Below are 15,190 nucleotides of genomic sequence, written 5' to 3' on the forward strand. Positions count from 1 at the left end.
CGGCCCGGGCCGGGGCGCGGCCCCCCGACCGACCCGGGACACCGCGCGCGGGTCGTGGGACAATGGAGGCATGGCCCGCAACGCAACCCACGAGACCGTCGAGGCGCGGATCCGTCCCGTCCCGCGCTACGGCGTGTTCATCGGACTGGGCGTCGTGCTCGGGATCATCACCGCGGCGATCCTCACCGCGGTCGGCAGCTACGAGCCGTCCCAGGCGCTCGACGTCGTCTACCCGCCGGGCCAGGTGTTCGGGTTCGCGCTGCTGTGGACCGTGCCGATCGGCATCGCCGCGGGCGGGATCGTCGCGCTGATGCTCGACCGCGCCTCGCGCAAGCATGCCCGCGTGGTGCGCGTCGACCACGAGCGCGTCACCGACGCCGACTGAGCCTCGCCGCCACGAGCCCGCGCCGTCAGGCCAGCTCGCCGATCACAGGGCGGATCGCCACGTCGAACGCGACCACGTCGCGCCGGAGCGTGTCGGTGACGGCGACCGTGAGCGCGCCGATCCACCAGATGCCGCGCTGGGTGAACGGCAGCACCTGCACGTTCAGCTCGAAGGAGTGAGCGCGCCGGCCCACCTCCCGCTCGAACTCGGCGATCGCGCTGGCGTAGGCGCGGTACGCGTCGCCGGCGGAGCTCACCGAGTCCACGTACCGGCGGCGCGCGTCGTGCGCGTACCGCAGCGCGGTCTCCGCGTGCGGGACGATCGCCTCGCGGAGCTCCTCGGCCCCGGTCGCCGGCAGGGCGACGAGCGTGTCGAAGCCGTCCACCAGCTCGAGCGGCACATCGGAGCGGTGCGCGCGCGGCTCCACGGTCATGTCCCAGAAGTCGCGCCACTGCCGCTCCACAGCCGGGTTCGCCTCCGCCGCGTCCGGTGCGCGCACCTCCAGGCCGCGCAGGGCCGGCAGGTCGTCCGGGGCGCGGACGCCGAGCAGCTGGCGCAGAGCGAGCGCGACCAGCACCGGCGTGCTCGCGTCCTCGCGGATCAGCCACTGCGGCTTGTCGACCATGGCCCCATCGTAGGTCGGTCGGGGGTGCCGGGGCATCCGCCGGCGCGGCGCCGGGTCGCGGACACGCCCGGTAGTCTTGTCTGGTGGCAGAATCCCCCACCAACCCGTACGCCGCGGCCGGCGTCGACACGGCTGCCGGCGACCTCGCCGTCGAACTGATGAAGACCTCCGTGCGGGCGACGCACGGGCCCGAGGTGCTCGGCGGCGTCGGCGGCTTCGCCGGCCTCTTCGATGCCAGCGCCCTGCGCGGCTACGCCCGCCCGCTGCTGGCGACCAGCACCGACGGCGTCGGCACCAAGGTCGCGATCGCGCAGGCGATCGACAAGCACGACACGATCGGGCAGGACCTGGTCGGCATGGTCGTCGACGACATCGTCGTGGTCGGCGCGAAGCCGCTGTTCATGACCGACTACATCGCGTGCGGCAAGGTGGTGCCCGAGCGCATCGCCGACATCGTCCGCGGCATCGCCGACGCGTGCGCGGCCACCGGCACCGCGCTCGTCGGCGGGGAGACCGCCGAGCACCCCGGCCTGCTCGGCCCGCGCGACTACGACGTCGCCGGTGCGGCGACCGGCGTGGTCGAGGCGGATGCCGTGCTCGGCGCCGACCGCGTGCAGGACGGCGACGCCGTCATCGCCCTGGCCTCCAGCGGCCTGCACTCCAACGGCTACTCGCTCGTGCGCCACATCGTGGCGAACGCGGGGATCTCCTACGGCGACAACGCCCCCGACTTCGGCACCACGTGGGGCGAGGCCCTGCTCGAGCCCACCCGCCTGTACACGACGCCGCTGCTGCGTCTGCTGGACGCGGTGCCCGGCGGCGTGCACTCCCTCAGCCACGTCACCGGCGGCGGCATCGCCGCGAACCTCGCCCGCGTGCTGCCCCGCGGCAGCTGGGCGGAGGTGGACCGGTCGACCTGGTCGCCGAGCGCGGTCTTCCGCGTGCTCGCCGACGTCTCCGGCACGCCCCTCGAGCAGACCGAGGGCACCTGGAACCTCGGCATCGGCTTCCTCGCCGTGGTCGCCGAGGACCGGAAGGATGCCGCGATCGCGGCGACCCAGGCGGAGGGCATCCCGGCGTGGCAGGTGGCCACGGTGCACACCGGAGCGCGGCCCGACGGGGATTTCGAAGAGGGCGCCAAGGGCGTCGACGGCGGCGCGGTGCGCCTGGTGGGCGCGTACCCGGACAGCGCCCGCGGCCAGTGAAAGAACGGATGACATAACACTCCATGTGCGGCATCGTCGGAATGGTCGGGAACGGCCCGGTCAACCAGGACATCTACGACGCGCTCCTGCTGCTGCAGCACCGCGGCCAGGACGCCACCGGCATCGCGACCGCCGAACGCAACGGCGTGATGCACATGGCGAAGGCCAGCGGCATGGTGCGCGAGGCCTTCCGCACCCGCGACATGCGGTCGCTGCTCGGGAGCGTGGGCCTCGGGCACGTCCGCTACGCCACCAAGGGCACCGCCTCCAGCGAGGAGGAGATGCAGCCGTTCTACGTGAACGCGCCCTACGGCATCGTGCTCGTGCACAACGGCAACCTCACCAATACGCGTGAGCTCACCGCCGACATGGAGCGGCGCGACCGCCGGCACTTGAACTCGTCCAGCGACACCGAGCTGCTGCTGAACGTGCTCGCGAACGAGCTGCAGGCCACCACCTCCACCGTCGATCTCGACCCGGAGCGCATCTTCGAGGCGGTCTCCCGCACGCACAAGCGCATCGAGGGCGCCTACGCGGTGATCTCGATCATCGCCGGCTACGGCCTGCTCGCGTTCCGCGACCCCTTCGGCATCCGTCCGATGATCCTCGGGCGCCGCAAGGCGACGCCCGTGGACGCCGGAGGCGCCGACGCTTCGACGGGCTCCGCGTCCCCCGCGACGCCCCTGCATGACGAGTGGGTGGTCAGCAGCGAGTCGCTGGTGCTGGAGAACGGCGACTACGAGATCGTGCGCGAGGTCGAGGCGGGCGAGGCCGTGTTCATCACGAACGACGGCGAGCTGTTCACCCGCCAGTGCGCCGAGGAGACGCAGCTGACCCCGTGCGCGTTCGAGTACGTGTACCTCGCGCGACCCGACTCGGTGATGAACGGCGTCTCGGTGTACGAGTCCCGGCTGCGGATGGGGGAGCGGCTCGCCGACACCATCGCCAAGCACGTGCCGCTGGACGAGATCGACGTGGTCATGCCGATCCCGGACTCGTCGCGCCCGTCGGCGATGGAGGTCGCACGCAAGCTCGGCAAGGAGTACCGCGAGGGCTTCTACAAGAACCGCTACGTGGGCCGGACCTTCATCATGCCCGGGCAGGCGGTGCGCAAGAAGAGCGTGCGGCAGAAGCTGAACGCGATGTCGTCGGAGTTCCGCGGCAAGAACGTGCTCCTCATCGACGACTCGATCGTGCGCGGCACGACGAGCAAGCAGATCATCCAGATGGCGCGGGATGCCGGGGCCACGTCGGTCATCTTCGCGTCCGCGGCGCCGCCGGTGCGGCATCCGCACGTCTACGGCATCAACATGCCCTCGCGTCACGAGCTGGTCGCCCACGGGAGGACCATCCCCGAGATCGCGGAGGAGCTCGGCTGCGACCGGATCGTCTACCAGGAGGTGGAGGACCTCAAGGCCGCGATCATCGAGGGCTCCTCGCTCACCGACCTGGACATGAGCTGCTTCGACGGCCGGTACGTCACGGGCACCGTGACCGACGAATACCTGGACTGGGTGGAGAGGTCGCAGTCGTCATAAGCGGGGGTCGGCCCCCGAGCTCGTCGACGGGCCGACCGCTCTGGCGCGGGCGGGCGCTCGCGGTCCTCGGCATCCTGCTCTGTGCATTCTCGCTGCGCTCAGCGGTCGCCTCGCTGTCGCCGGTGATCGACCACATCGCGGCGGATTTCCCGCTGCCCTCCGCCGTGGTCGGCGTGATCGGCACGCTGCCGCCGGTGTGCTTCGCCGTCTTCGGCCTGCTGACGCCGATCCTGGAGCGCTGGCTCGGCCTGGAGCGACTGACGATCGTCGCCCTCACCGCCATCACCGCGGGTCTGCTGCTGCGAGGCCTCGCCGGTGACGCGACGACGCTGCTGCTGGCCACGGCTCTCGTGTTCGCCGGCGTCGGGATGGGCAACATCCTGCTGCCTCCGCTGGTCAAGGCGCATTTCCCGGACCGCATCGGCGTGATGATGACGCTGTACACGACGGCGATGGCGGTCTCCACGTTCGTGCCGCCGCTGGTCGCGGTGCCGGTGGCGGATGCCGCGGGCTGGCGCGTCTCGCTCGCGCTCTGGGCGGTCTTCGCGGTGGCGGGGGTGATCCCCTGGCTCGTCATGCTCGTGCAGCAGCGCGGCGGCGCGGCCGCGTCGTCGTCGGCCGAGTCCGTCGTCGCTCCGGCGTCGCCGGGCGCGCGCCCGGCCGGCGAGGACGAGACGCCGGCGCATCCGCGCTCCGACGTCACCGCCACCGGCCCGATCGCCACCTCACCCGAGAACCGCTGGCTGTTCGCCCGGCTGCTGCGCCTCCCACTGGTGTGGGCCCTCGCGGTCACGTTCGGCACCTCGGCGACGATGGCCTACGTCGCCTTCGCCTGGCTGCCCGCGATCCTCATCGACGTCTCCGGGGTGAGTGCCGCCACCGCCGGCCTGCTGCTGTCGCTGTTCGCGCTCATCGGGCTTCCGGCATCCATGCTCGTCCCGGTGCTCGTGGTGCGGTTCCAGGCCACACGGCCGCTGTTCCTGCTCGGCGCGCTCGGCGGCGCCGGCGGGCTCGTCGGCCTGCTGATCGCTCCGACGCCGGCCCTGCTCTGGCTCTGGGTGGTGCTCTACGGCCTGGCCGGTCTGCTCTTCCCGCTGAGCCTCGTGCTCATCAGCATCCGTTCGCGCACCGCCGAGAGCGCGGTGCTGCTGAGCAGCCTGGTGCAGAGCGTCGGATACACGGTGGCCGCGATCTTCCCGGTGCTCGTCGGCGTGCTGCACGAGGCGACCGGCGGATGGGCTGTGCCGCTGCTGGTGATCGTCGCCCTGCTCCTCGGCGCCATCCCGGCGGGCATGATGGCCGGCCGCCGCGGAACCGTCGAGGACGAGTGGGAGCGCCGCCACGGGCCGTGGTGAGGACCGCGGTCAGGGCTCGCGCAGTCCGAGTCGGTCGCAGGTCGCGGCGCCCTCGACCGGGAAGACGCCCAGGCGTCCGTCCGCGAGGACGCACGTGAACAGCGTCGGCACGTCGTGCCCTCCGCCGGGTGCAGCGGAGGCGGCGTCGCCCTCGGCGAGGATGCCGACGCGCCAGAGCGTGGCGCACTGATCCTCCGCGAACGCGACGAATCCGTCAGCGCGGCCGCCAGCTACGCGCTCGGGACGATCTACTCGTACCCGGGGTACGGCGGGCGCTCCTACACCGCGACCGCGAGCAACCCGTGCAGCGCCGGCTACTCGTACAGCTTCTCCAACCTGGGCAGCATCGGCTGGAACGACGACATCGACTCGTTCCGGAGCTACAACGGCTGCGCCACCCGGGTCTGGGAGCACACCAGCTTCAGCGGCGCCTACTACGGGTACTACAGCTACAGCAGCGACATGGGGTCGTGGCGGAACCGGGCCTCGTCCATCCGCTGGGCGTGACCCGACGCGAAGGAGCCGCCGGGCGGTGACCCGGCGGCTCCTTGCTGTGTTGTGCGGTTGTGCGGTTGTGCGGTCGGCGAATGCCGGCCCGTGTCGTCCGCCTCGGGAACGGGATCAGGCTCGTTCGAGCTCGTCCTCGTCCTCGTCGGCGTACTCGTCGGCCCAGCGGTCGACGTACGGGTCGTCCTCGGTGCTCGGGTGCGCGAGCTCTCGCTCGAGCGCCGCGTAGTTCACCTCAGGACTGTACGCCTTGAGTTCGCGAGCGATCTTTGTGTGCTTCGCCTTCTGACGGCCACGCCCCATGCGCGAGACCCCCTTACGAGTTCAGCAGCGGGCTGTGCGGGGCCCGATGCTTATTCATGGCACCGGCTCGCGGCCGGTAAGAGTAGCATTCAGGATACCACGCACGCCAGAGGCCGAAGCCGTCCTCCAGCCCGGTGAAGGGAACGATCGCCATGACAGATTCCGCACCCACAGCATCCGAAGAAGCGGCCCAGAACGCCGCCCTGCAGAAGGCCGTCATCGTCGGCGTCCAGCCCGGCCAGCCCGAGCACGTGCTCGACGAGGCGGTCCGCTACGCCCGACTCCTCGGGGCGCCGCTCGTCGTCGTCCACGTCGACGTCACGCGCTTCGTCACCTACGAGGACCCGGACGGCTACGTGCACTCGGCGCCCATCGACCTGAACATCGAGGCGGGCGTGGCCGAGTTCGAAGAGGTGCAGAAGGCCGCGGAGGCGAAGCTGCGCGACAGCGGCCTCACCTGGACGGCCCGGCAGCTCGTCGGGGACCCCGCCCTGGCGATCAAGCAGCTCGCGAACAAGCTCGACGCCCAGCTCATCGTGATCGGCACCCGCAAGCGCGGGATCGGCGAGTCGATCCGCGAGTTCTTCACCGGATCGGTCGCCGCGCGGCTCGCGCACCGTCAGCACCGGTCGATCCTCGTCGTGCCGCAGCACGACCTGGTGCCGGACGACCAGAAGGAGATCTGGCCCGAATAGGCGGTTCTGGCCCGAATAGGCGTTTCGTCTCGCTCGCCTTCGGCGTGCTCGCTCAACGACCGGTGAGCCGGTGCCCGGTCGTCGAGCGAGCGGATCGAGGCGACCGGTGAGCGGGTGCCCGGTCGTGGAGCGAGCGGATCGAGGCGACCGGTGAGCGGGTGCCCGGTCGTGGAGCGAGCGGAGCGAGTCGAAACGCGTCAGCGACCCGGATCCGCCAGCGCTTCCGTGACCGCGCGGGCGGCGGCATCCATCGCGTCCTCGAGGGCGCTGACGACCGACGTCGGGAGCCTCCCGCCGCGGGCGACGTGCGTGCGCAGGTCCGCGCGCACGCGCGCCCGGAAGGCGTTGATCGATGCATCCGCCCGGTGCAGGTTCTCCCGGCTCTCGACGGCCTCGTCGCGCACGGATGCCGCGCGCGCCCGCGACGCCGACCGCTTCTCCTCGTGCGCCGCCGCGGCGAGATCGGCCCGCAGGCTTTTCATCGCCTCCTGCACGCTCTGGCGCACCTCGTTCGCGATCAGGCGGACCGAGTCGGCGAGGCCCTCCTCGATCCCGGCGAGATCGCCGCGGCGCGCCTCGAGCTCGGCGCGGCCGGCATCCGTGATCGCATAGATCGTGGTGCGGCCTTCGATGGTCTTCGTGACCAGGCCCTCCTCCTCCAGCTTCGCCAGCCGGGGGTAGATGGTGCCGGCGCTCGGCGTGTACGTGCCGCCGGTGCGGTCGGAGAGCGCCTGGATGATGCCGTACCCGTGCTGCGGCGACTCGGCGAGGAGCGACAGCAGGTACAGGCGCAGGTCGCCGTGCGAGAACACCGCGGGGCTCATGATTCCCACTCCGCGTCGTCGGCGACCGAGGTCTGCGGCCGGCGCAGCACGGTGATGGCGCCGGAGACCGAGTTGGCCCGGACATCCACGAAGCTGCCGGCGAGCTCGCCGGTCTGCCCGCTGTACGAGCTGGGGCCTCCGCTGGAGCGCTCCACGCCGTCCACGAGCATCTTGCCGCTGAGCGAGCGCAGCACGTAGTTGGCGGCGAGGCTCTCGTCCAGCCGGATCGTGCTCGCGCCGGACACGGCGTTGAGGTTGATGGTGTTCACGTCGCCCATGGCGTCCACGAGGATCGCCCCGGAGACCGTGTCGATGGTCGCCTTGCGCAGCGAGCCGGTCACCGCCACGTCGCCGGAGACGCTGTTGGCGTTGATCGAGCCGACCAGCCCGCGGATCTGCACGTCCCCGGAGACGGAGTTGACGGTGAGGTCGCCGGCGAGGGTGTCGGCGATGATCTCGCCCGAGACGGTGTTCAGCCGGACGTCGTTGCGGATGCCGGAGACCAGCGCCCCGGCGCTGACGACGCCGAGGGTGAGGGCGATGCCGCGGGGCACTGCGACGCTCACCTCGGCACGCGGGCCGCCGGAGCCGAAGTTGCGGAACACCTCCAGGAAGTTGTCCCAGCCCAGCTGCGGGTGGTCGATCTCGACCTGGCTGCCGTCGGACTCGACGCGGAGGTCCTTGATGGTGACGCCGCGCACCTCGATGCGGATGCCGGGTTCGTCGTGCGCGACGATGTCGACCTGCCCGCCGACGAGCCCGACCTTCAGGCGCGACGCGGCGGCGATGTCGATGACGCGTTCCTCGCCCGGGGCGATGAGCCACTTCTCGGTCATGTCTGCTCTCTCCTGTTCCGCGATAACGAGATATATCGCGTTGCACCGAGCGTAACACGATATATCTCGACCTTGTCAACCCTCGAGTTCCGTCACTTTGTGTCACGTCGTGCGGGTGAGCCACCATCGAACCCGCACGACGTGACACAATGTGGCGGGAAGGGCACGACGCGACACAATGTGCCGGGAAGGGTGGGTGCCGTCAGGGAGGGGTCTCAGCCGAGCGGCGGGGTGTGCCAGATGCGGTCGATGTAGTCGCGGATCGAACGGTCGGACGAGAAGAAGCCACACCGGGCGACGTTCAGGATCGCCGAGCGGGTCCAGGCATCCGGGTCGGCGTATGCGGCATCCACCCGCTCCTGCGCGGCGATGTAGGAGCCGTAGTCCGCGAGCACCATGAACCGGTCCTCGTCGAGCAGGTTCGCGACCACCGGCGCGAACACCGCCGCGTCGCCGCCCGAGAACGCACCCGAGGCGATCAGGTCGATCGCGCGGCGCAGACCCTCGTCGCTCTCGTAGAAGTCGCGCGGGCGGTAGCCGCGGCGGGCCAGCTCGGCGACCTGCGGCTCCCGCATCCCGAACAGGAAGAAGTTCTCGTCGCCGACGAGCTCGCGGATCTCCACGTTCGCGCCGTCGTCCGTCCCGATCGTGAGGGCGCCGTTGAGCGCGAACTTCATGTTCCCGGTGCCGGAGGCCTCCTTGCCGGCGAGGGAGATCTGCTCGGACAGGTCGGCCGCCGGGATCACGCGCTCAGCGAGGGTGACGTTGTAGTTCGGCGGGAACAGCATCCGCAATCGCCCCTCGAGGCGCTCGTCGGCGTTCACCACCGCGCCCACCGCGTTGATGAGGTGGATGATGCGCTTCGCCATCGCGTACCCCGGCGCGGCTTTCGCGCCGAAGATCACGGTCCGCGGCGTGAGGGCGGATGCTGGGACGCGGCCCGACACGACACCCTCGTACGCGCTGACCACGTGCAGCACCTTCAGCAGCTGCCGCTTGTACTCGTGCAGGCGCTTCACCATCACGTCGAGCAGATGCCCGTCGCCCACCTCGAACCCGTCCCTGGCCTGCAGCACGTCGCGCAGACGGCGCTTGTTGTCGTGCTTGACACGGGCGAACGCGGCGCGGAAGTCCGCGTCGTCGGCGAAGGGCTCCAGCTCGCGCAGCCGTTCCAGATCCGTGATCCAGCCGTCGCCGATCGCCGCCGTGATGAGCTCGGACAGCCCCGGATTCGCCAGGCGCAGGAAGCGGCGCGGGGTGACCCCGTTGGTGACGTTCGTGAACTTCTCGGGCGCGAACGCGGCGAAATCCGGCAGCACGGTGTCGCGCAGCAGCTGCGAGTGCAGCTCGGCCACGCCGTTCACGCGCGCGCCGGCGACGGTGGCCAGGTGCGCCATCCGCACCGCGCGCACCGGCGACTCGGCGATGATCGACATGTCCCGGATGCGGCGCTCGTCCTCGCCGAAGCGCTCGCGCACCCGGTCGAGGAACTCCTCGTTGATCCGGTAGATGATCTCGAGGTGCCGGGGCAGCAGGCGCCCGAGCAGCTCGACCGGCCAGACCTCGAGGGCCTCCGGCAGCAGGGTGTGGCAGGTGTACGCGAAGCAGCCCTGGGTGACCCGCCACGCGGCATCCCACGCCATGCCCTTCTCGTCGACCAGCACGCGCATCAGCTCGGGCACGGCGATGACCGGATGCGTGTCGTTGAGCTGGAAGATCACCCGCTCGGGGAGGGCCTCCAGGTCGTAGCCCTCGGCGAGCATGTGGTCGAGGAAGTCGTGCAGGGATGCCGCGACGAAGAAGTACTGCTGCTGCAGCCGCAGCTCCTTGCCCTGCGGGGTGGAGTCCTCCGGGTAGAGCACCTTGGAGATGTTCTCGGCGAAGGTGCGGGCCCGGACCGCCTCCTCGTAGTCGCCGGAGTTGAAGATGCGCAGGTCGAAGGCATCCGTCGCCTCCGCGCTCCACAGCCGCAGCGTGTTCACCCGGCCGTTCTGGAAGCCGGGGACCATGTAGTTGTACGGCACGGCGCGCACGCTCCACGCCGGGATCCACCGGCTGCGGGTGACGCCCGCGTCGTCGTAGGTCTCGGTGCGCCCGCCGAAGGAGACGAGCTGCGCGTGCTCGGGCCGCGGGAACTCCCACGGCGATCCGAGATCGAGCCAGGTGTCGGGCTGCTCGACCTGCTGTCCGTCCACGAAGGTCTGCCGGAAGATGCCGTACTCGTAGCGGATGCCATAGCCGATGCTCGGCACGCCGAGCGTGGCCAGGGAGTCGACGAAGCATGCCGCCAGGCGACCGAGGCCGCCGTTGCCGAGGCCGGGCTCGATCTCGAGCTCGCGGAGCTCGTCGAGGTCGAGGCCGCAGGCCGACATCGCCTCGGCGGCGACCCCGGCGAGCCCGCTGGCGAGCAGGTTGTTGTCGAGCTGACGGCCGAGCAGGTACTCGGCGGACAGGTAGCAGACGCCCTTCGCCTGGGTCTGCATCTGGTGCCGCTGGTCCTCCAGCCAGCGCGACATCAGGTAGTCGCGCACGGTGTACGCCAGAGCGAGGTAGCGGTCGTTCGGCGTCGAGGCGGAAAGGGCAACACCGCGATCGAAGTTCAGGTTGCGCAGGAACTCGGCGACGAAGCCGTCGACGGTCGCGGGCGGAGCGATCACCGGTGCGAGGGCGAGCGGGTGGGTGACGTCTTCGGGCACGGTTCGACCGTAGCGACCGGAGGCCGGATTCGCACGGAGATTTCCCGGGGGGAGGAGTTGACCTTGACGTTGCGTCAACTTCTACGGTGGACTCAGCGACGGAACGAGCATCAACGGAACGAGAGGAGGGATGCCATGGACTGGTCGATTCAGGAGGTGGCCCGGATCGCGGGCACCACGAGCAGGACGCTGCGTCACTACGACGACATCGGGCTGCTCAAGCCCTCGCGGATCGCCTACAACGGCTACCGGCACTACGACGAGGCCGCGCTCGTGCGCCTGCAGCGCATCCTGCTGCTGCGCGAGCTCGGACTCGGGCTGCCGCAGATCGCCGAGGTGATCGACCGCGAGCGCAGCGAGGCATCCGCTCTCGAGGCGCACCTGTCCTGGCTGCGCCAGGAGCAGGACCGGCTGAACCGGCAGATCGCCTCCGTCGAGAACACCATCACCGCATTGAAAGGAGGGGGACCCCTCATGGCAGAGAACATGTTCGACGGCTTCGACCACACCCAGTACAAGGACGAGGTGGAGGAGCGCTGGGGAAAGAAGGCCTACGCCGACGGCGACCGCTGGTGGCGCGGGATGACCGAGGAGGAGCGCGCCGCCTGGCAGCAGCGCGCCTCCGACCTCGGCCGCGACTGGATCGCCGCCGCCGAGCGCGGCGTCGACCCGGCATCCGACGAGGCGCAGGCGCTCGCCCGCCGTCACGTCGAGTGGCTCACCGGCATCGGCGGCACGCCCGCCGCGGCGCCGGGCGGCGACGTCAAGGGCTACGTGATCGGCCTCGGCGAGATGTACGTCGCCGACCCGCGCTTCGGGGCGAACTACGCCACGAGCGAGGGCGGCACGGCCGGCGCCGAGTTCGTCCGCGACGCGCTCCGCATCTATGCGGAGGCCAACCTGTAGGCCGCTGACGCACACACGGAGGGGAGGAGTTCTCACGCTCGGGAGGTGATTTCCGGGCTGAGGCTCCTCCCCTCCGCGCGTTCTCCTCCCGAGGCGGCGGGCGGCTGACGCCGGTCGCTTCCGTTCCGGACGGCCGGGGCGCGCGTTCGGGCCGGGCGGGGGTTAGTCTGGCAGCACGATGAGCATCACGCGCCGCACTCTGCTCGTCGGCGCCGGCGTCGGTGCCGTCTCGGTGCTGCTCGCGTCGTGCACCGGGGAGCCGGCGCCGTCGGCGAGCCCCCGGCCGACCGCGACCCGGACGTCCTCGCCGGGCCCGACGCCCCCGCCGGCACCCGGCGCCGTCCCCCGGCCGGCCGGTCTCGCGCGCAGCCGCTGGTCGGCCGACCCGTACGCGCGCGGGTCGATGAGCTACATCCCGGCCGGCGGCGACCCTCAGCACCGCGAAGCGCTCGCCGCGCCCGTCGGCGACCGCCTGTTCTTCGCCGGGGAGGCGACGGATGCCGGACGCCCGGCCACCGTGCTCGGGGCCGTGGACTCCGGACGCCGGGCCGCCGAGGCGGCTATCGAGGTCGCCGGCGACGAGGAGCGGATCGCGGTCGTGGGTGCGGGGGTCGCCGGAGCGGTCGCCGGGCGCGTGCTCGCCGACGCCGGGCACCGGGTGACCGTGCTCGAGGCGCGGGACCGGATCGGCGGCCGCATCCATTCGGTGATCGACGACGACTGGCCGCTGCCGGTGCAGCTGGGCGCCTGGCTCACGGTGCAGGGTCAGGCGGACGCGCTGCGCGACCGGCTGCTCGACCTCGGGATCGGCGAGATCGCGTTCGACTCGGCGACCGGCTGGTCGGCGGAGGGTCCCGTCCCGCCGGTGGACGGCGCGGTGCTCGAGGGCGCGATCGCGCAGGCGCAGCAGCAGCCCGCGGATTCCCCGCTCACCGACGCGCTGATCGCCGTGGGCGCCGACCTGCAGGATCCGGCGCTCGTCGCGGCGCTCGCCTGGCTCGAGGCGACGACCGGTGCGGATGCCTCGCGGGCGTCCACCCGGCATCCGCCCGCCTTCCTGGCCCCCGCGCTCACCGGCGCGGACGGCGACGTCGGCGCCCTGGTCGCCGAGGCGGCGAAGGATCTGGACGTCGCGCTGGGCGCACCGGTGGTGCGGATCGTCCACGACGAGGAGGGCGTCAGCCTGCGGCTGGGCACGGGGGAGTCGCAGTCGTTCGACCGCGTGATCGTCACCGTGCCGCTCGGGGTGCTGAAGACGGACGGCATCGAGTTCGATCCGGAGCTGCCGTTCGAGCACCGCAGCGCGATCTCGCTGCTCGCCTCCGGCGCGGTGGAGACGGTGTGGCTGCGCTTCGACGAGCCGTTCTGGGACGCCGGTGCCGCCATCTGGCACATCGTCGGCGGGGACGGGCCGATCCGCACGTGGCTCAACCTGGAGATCGCGATCGGCGAGCCGATCCTCGTCGGCCTCGTGGGCGGGCCGGATGCCGTCGGCTTCGCCGCCCTGGGTGACCGGGAGGCCGAGGATGCGGCGCGCGCCTCGCTCGCCTTCGTCGCCCCGGACCCCGCCTGACGAGCCGAAACGCCGGGTCCGGGGGAGTGCGTTTCGTCTCGGTCGGCTGCGCCGTCCTCGCTCAACGACCGAAGGGGCGGTCGCACAGTGCGTTTCGTCTCGGTCGGCTCCGCCGTCCTCGCTCAACGACCGAAGGGGCGGTCGCACAGTGCGTTTCGTCTCGGTCGGCTGCGCCGTCCTCGCTCAACGACAGGGGCGGTCGCTCAGCCTCCGTTCTCGGCGGGCACCGTCGGGTAGACCCGGCTGAGCACCACGAGGCCGGTCGCGACGAGCGCGAAGATCGCGAGCGCGACGGCGCAGGTCGCGGCGAGCTCCGCGATGCCGGAGACCTGCCGCGGGTCGAGGAAGTAGTACGGGTACCAGCCGATCAGCGTGCCCCGCCAGATCGTGAACAGCCCCCATCCGATCGGGTACAGCAGCACGAACGGCACGATCCGCCATGACGCCGCCCGCCGCCCCGGGCCGAGGATCCACGCCACGACCGTCCACGCCGGCAGCACGAAGTGCAGCACCACGTCCGACCAGGGCACCGTGATCGGGATGCCGCGCATGCCCGCCTGCCACACGATCAGAGCGAACGCGAGCCCGGCGGTGATCGTCCAGCTGAGCACGATCGCCCGGGCCGTGGTGAGCCACGGCGGATCCTCGGGGGTGTGCAGGGCGATGATCCCGGCGATGACGGCGAGCGCGGCGAAGGCGACGTTCGACTGGATGGTCAGGTAGGCGAAGAAGTTCTGGCTCGCCAGCGACTGCGATCCGAGGCCCCAGAGGAGCCGGTGGACGAGGGCCGCGACGCACACGGCCGCCGTGAGCAGACGCGCCCAGCCGAAGGCCCTTCTCGTGATCACGCGCGGGTCGTCCTCCTGCTCGGCTCGGCGGGTCGCCCCCACCGCCGAGTCTACGGAACGCCTCGCCGAGGTCGTCCCGGAAGACGGGCCCCGTCCCCGGACGACGGATCGGGGACCCGGCCCCCGGCGGCTAGAGTGGCCGCGTGACCCCGCTCCGCGTCCTGCTCGTCGCCGTCGGCGGGACGCTGGGGACGGCCGCGCGGATGCTGCTCGGCCTCGCCCTGCCCGCCGGTGCGCTCCCGTGGGATGTGCTCGTCGCGAACGTCCTCGGCGCGCTGCTGCTCGGCGTCGTCACCGCGCGGGTGCCGGCGGAAGAGATGCGGCTCCTGTTCGGCACCGGCGTGCTCGGCGGCTTCACGACGTACAGCGCGCTCGCCGTCGGCACGGTCGAACTGTGGACCTCGGCGCCCCTGCTCGCCGTCTCGTACGCGGTTGGCAGCGTCGCGCTCGGCCTGGCGGCCGCGGCGGCCGGGCTGCGGCTCGGCGGCGGGGCCGGGCAGGGCCGGGCAGGAGATGCGCCGTGAGCCCGCTCGTCCTGCTGCTGGCGGCCGCGGCCGGCGGTCTCGGCGCCGCCGCGCGCTACGTCGTGGACATCGGCGTCGCCCGGCTCGCCGGCACCCGGTTCCCGTGGGGCGTGTTCGTGATCAACCTCTCCGGCTCCCTCCTGCTCGGCGTCCTCACCGGGGCGCTGCCGGGGTCCGCGTTCGTCCTCGGCACCGGGTTCCTCGGCGGCTACACGACGTTCAGCACGGCGATGATCGACACGGTCGCGCTGTGGCGGGACGGGGAGCGGCCGGCATCCGTGGTCAACGCGCTCGGCATGCTGCTGCTGGGGGTCCTCGCGGCGGCGCTGGGGCTCGCGCTGGGGGCGGCACTCAGGCCCTGAATCAGGCG

At 71.6% G+C, this 15,190-nt stretch carries 16 protein-coding genes; 10 read left to right on the plus strand and 6 right to left on the minus strand.

Going from position 1 to position 15,190, the window contains the following annotated elements; translation table 11 throughout:
- Window positions 1-70 precede the first annotated feature (70 nt).
- Window positions 71-385, plus strand: coding sequence for a potassium transporter Trk (locus JRG78_RS00950; protein WP_259607157.1), 315 nt, complete (start codon window positions 71-73; stop codon window positions 383-385).
- A 25-nt stretch (window positions 386-410) separates the two neighbouring features.
- Here the strand turns inward: JRG78_RS00950 and JRG78_RS00955 are convergent, their stop codons facing one another.
- The gene (locus JRG78_RS00955; RefSeq protein ID WP_259607158.1) at window positions 411-1,010 is read right to left on the minus strand and encodes a zinc-binding alcohol dehydrogenase; all 600 of its coding nucleotides are present in this window, start codon (window positions 1,008-1,010) and stop codon (window positions 411-413) included.
- Between the two features lie 83 nt (window positions 1,011-1,093).
- Here JRG78_RS00955 and purM point away from each other — a divergent pair, with 83 nt between their 5' ends.
- The 4 genes from purM to JRG78_RS00975 all read left to right on the plus strand — a co-directional run bounded on the left by purM (window position 1,094) and on the right by JRG78_RS00975 (window position 5,615).
- Window positions 1,094-2,215: a phosphoribosylformylglycinamidine cyclo-ligase gene (purM, locus tag JRG78_RS00960; RefSeq protein WP_259607159.1), complete on the plus strand. Its 1,122-nt coding sequence runs from the start codon at window positions 1,094-1,096 to the stop codon at window positions 2,213-2,215.
- 23 nt (window positions 2,216-2,238) lie between these two features.
- Window positions 2,239-3,753 carry an amidophosphoribosyltransferase gene (gene purF, locus JRG78_RS00965; RefSeq protein WP_259607160.1) on the plus strand — a complete coding sequence of 505 codons (1,515 nt, stop codon included), beginning with the start codon at window positions 2,239-2,241 and terminating at the stop codon, window positions 3,751-3,753.
- Complete coding sequence (locus JRG78_RS00970) at window positions 3,750-5,108, plus strand: MFS transporter (RefSeq protein ID WP_259608227.1); 1,359 nt, start codon at window positions 3,750-3,752, stop codon at window positions 5,106-5,108. Before purF ends, JRG78_RS00970 begins: the two co-directional genes overlap by 4 nt.
- A gap of 114 nt (window positions 5,109-5,222) precedes the next feature.
- Window positions 5,223-5,615, plus strand: coding sequence for a hypothetical protein (locus JRG78_RS00975; RefSeq protein ID WP_259607161.1), 393 nt, complete (start codon window positions 5,223-5,225; stop codon window positions 5,613-5,615).
- A 114-nt stretch (window positions 5,616-5,729) separates the two neighbouring features.
- Here JRG78_RS00975 and JRG78_RS00980 read toward each other — a convergent pair whose 3' ends face one another.
- A complete protein-coding gene (locus JRG78_RS00980; protein WP_259607162.1) occupies window positions 5,730-5,918 on the minus strand; it encodes a DUF3073 domain-containing protein in 189 nt (62 codons plus the stop codon).
- A 152-nt stretch (window positions 5,919-6,070) separates the two neighbouring features.
- Here JRG78_RS00980 and JRG78_RS00985 point away from each other — a divergent pair, with 152 nt between their 5' ends.
- Window positions 6,071-6,613, plus strand: a complete 543-nt coding sequence (locus JRG78_RS00985) for a universal stress protein (RefSeq protein ID WP_259607163.1) — start codon at window positions 6,071-6,073, stop codon at window positions 6,611-6,613.
- Between the two features lie 197 nt (window positions 6,614-6,810).
- Here JRG78_RS00985 and JRG78_RS00990 read toward each other — a convergent pair whose 3' ends face one another.
- The 3 genes from JRG78_RS00990 to JRG78_RS01000 form a co-directional block, all read right to left on the minus strand.
- Window positions 6,811-7,437: a PadR family transcriptional regulator gene (locus JRG78_RS00990; RefSeq protein WP_259607164.1), complete on the minus strand. Its 627-nt coding sequence runs from the start codon at window positions 7,435-7,437 to the stop codon at window positions 6,811-6,813.
- A complete protein-coding gene (locus tag JRG78_RS00995) occupies window positions 7,434-8,273 on the minus strand; it encodes a DUF4097 family beta strand repeat-containing protein (RefSeq protein WP_259607165.1) in 840 nt (279 codons plus the stop codon). Before JRG78_RS00995 ends, JRG78_RS00990 begins: the two co-directional genes overlap by 4 nt.
- Window positions 8,274-8,488: 215 nt before the next feature.
- Window positions 8,489-10,969, minus strand: a complete 2,481-nt coding sequence (locus tag JRG78_RS01000) for a glycogen/starch/alpha-glucan phosphorylase (protein WP_259607166.1) — start codon at window positions 10,967-10,969, stop codon at window positions 8,489-8,491.
- Window positions 10,970-11,104: 135 nt separating this feature from the next.
- On the opposite strand from JRG78_RS01000, the gene JRG78_RS01005 reads away from it, so the two are divergent.
- The gene (locus JRG78_RS01005) at window positions 11,105-11,875 is read left to right on the plus strand and encodes a MerR family transcriptional regulator (RefSeq protein ID WP_259607167.1); all 771 of its coding nucleotides are present in this window, start codon (window positions 11,105-11,107) and stop codon (window positions 11,873-11,875) included.
- Between the two features lie 178 nt (window positions 11,876-12,053).
- Window positions 12,054-13,448: a flavin monoamine oxidase family protein gene (locus JRG78_RS01010; protein ID WP_259607168.1), complete on the plus strand. Its 1,395-nt coding sequence runs from the start codon at window positions 12,054-12,056 to the stop codon at window positions 13,446-13,448.
- A 203-nt stretch (window positions 13,449-13,651) separates the two neighbouring features.
- Here the strand turns inward: JRG78_RS01010 and JRG78_RS01015 are convergent, their stop codons facing one another.
- Window positions 13,652-14,338: a Pr6Pr family membrane protein gene (locus tag JRG78_RS01015; protein ID WP_259607169.1), complete on the minus strand. Its 687-nt coding sequence runs from the start codon at window positions 14,336-14,338 to the stop codon at window positions 13,652-13,654.
- Window positions 14,339-14,439: 101 nt separating this feature from the next.
- Between JRG78_RS01015 and JRG78_RS01020 the strand changes: the two genes are divergently transcribed.
- On the plus strand, window positions 14,440-14,820 hold the full coding sequence (locus JRG78_RS01020; RefSeq protein WP_259607171.1) for a fluoride efflux transporter FluC: 381 nt from the start codon (window positions 14,440-14,442) through the stop codon (window positions 14,818-14,820).
- Window positions 14,817-15,182: a fluoride efflux transporter FluC gene (locus JRG78_RS01025; protein WP_259607172.1), complete on the plus strand. Its 366-nt coding sequence runs from the start codon at window positions 14,817-14,819 to the stop codon at window positions 15,180-15,182. Before JRG78_RS01020 ends, JRG78_RS01025 begins: the two co-directional genes overlap by 4 nt.
- Window positions 15,183-15,190: the final 8 nt, after the last annotated feature.

Source organism: Microbacterium sp. EF45047 (assembly GCF_028472845.1).
In the GTDB taxonomy this organism is placed as follows: Bacteria; Actinomycetota; Actinomycetes; order Actinomycetales; family Microbacteriaceae; genus Microbacterium; species Microbacterium neungamense.

Excerpts from the sequence above, each read along its gene's own strand:
- JRG78_RS00955 (WP_259607158.1), bottom strand. The coding sequence starts at position 1,010 with ATGGTCGACAAGCCGCAGTGGCTGATCCGCGAGGACGCGAGCACGCCG.
- JRG78_RS00985 (WP_259607163.1), top strand. The coding sequence starts at position 6,071 with ATGACAGATTCCGCACCCACAGCATCCGAAGAAGCGGCCCAGAACGCC.
- JRG78_RS00990 (WP_259607164.1), bottom strand. The coding sequence starts at position 7,437 with ATGAGCCCCGCGGTGTTCTCGCACGGCGACCTGCGCCTGTACCTGCTG.
- JRG78_RS01010 (WP_259607168.1), top strand. The coding sequence starts at position 12,054 with ATGAGCATCACGCGCCGCACTCTGCTCGTCGGCGCCGGCGTCGGTGCC.
- JRG78_RS01005 (WP_259607167.1), top strand. The coding sequence starts at position 11,105 with ATGGACTGGTCGATTCAGGAGGTGGCCCGGATCGCGGGCACCACGAGC.
- JRG78_RS00980 (WP_259607162.1), bottom strand. The coding sequence starts at position 5,918 with ATGGGGCGTGGCCGTCAGAAGGCGAAGCACACAAAGATCGCTCGCGAA.
- purF (WP_259607160.1), top strand. The coding sequence starts at position 2,239 with ATGTGCGGCATCGTCGGAATGGTCGGGAACGGCCCGGTCAACCAGGAC.
- JRG78_RS00995 (WP_259607165.1), bottom strand. The coding sequence starts at position 8,273 with ATGACCGAGAAGTGGCTCATCGCCCCGGGCGAGGAACGCGTCATCGAC.
- JRG78_RS00950 (WP_259607157.1), top strand. The coding sequence starts at position 71 with ATGGCCCGCAACGCAACCCACGAGACCGTCGAGGCGCGGATCCGTCCC.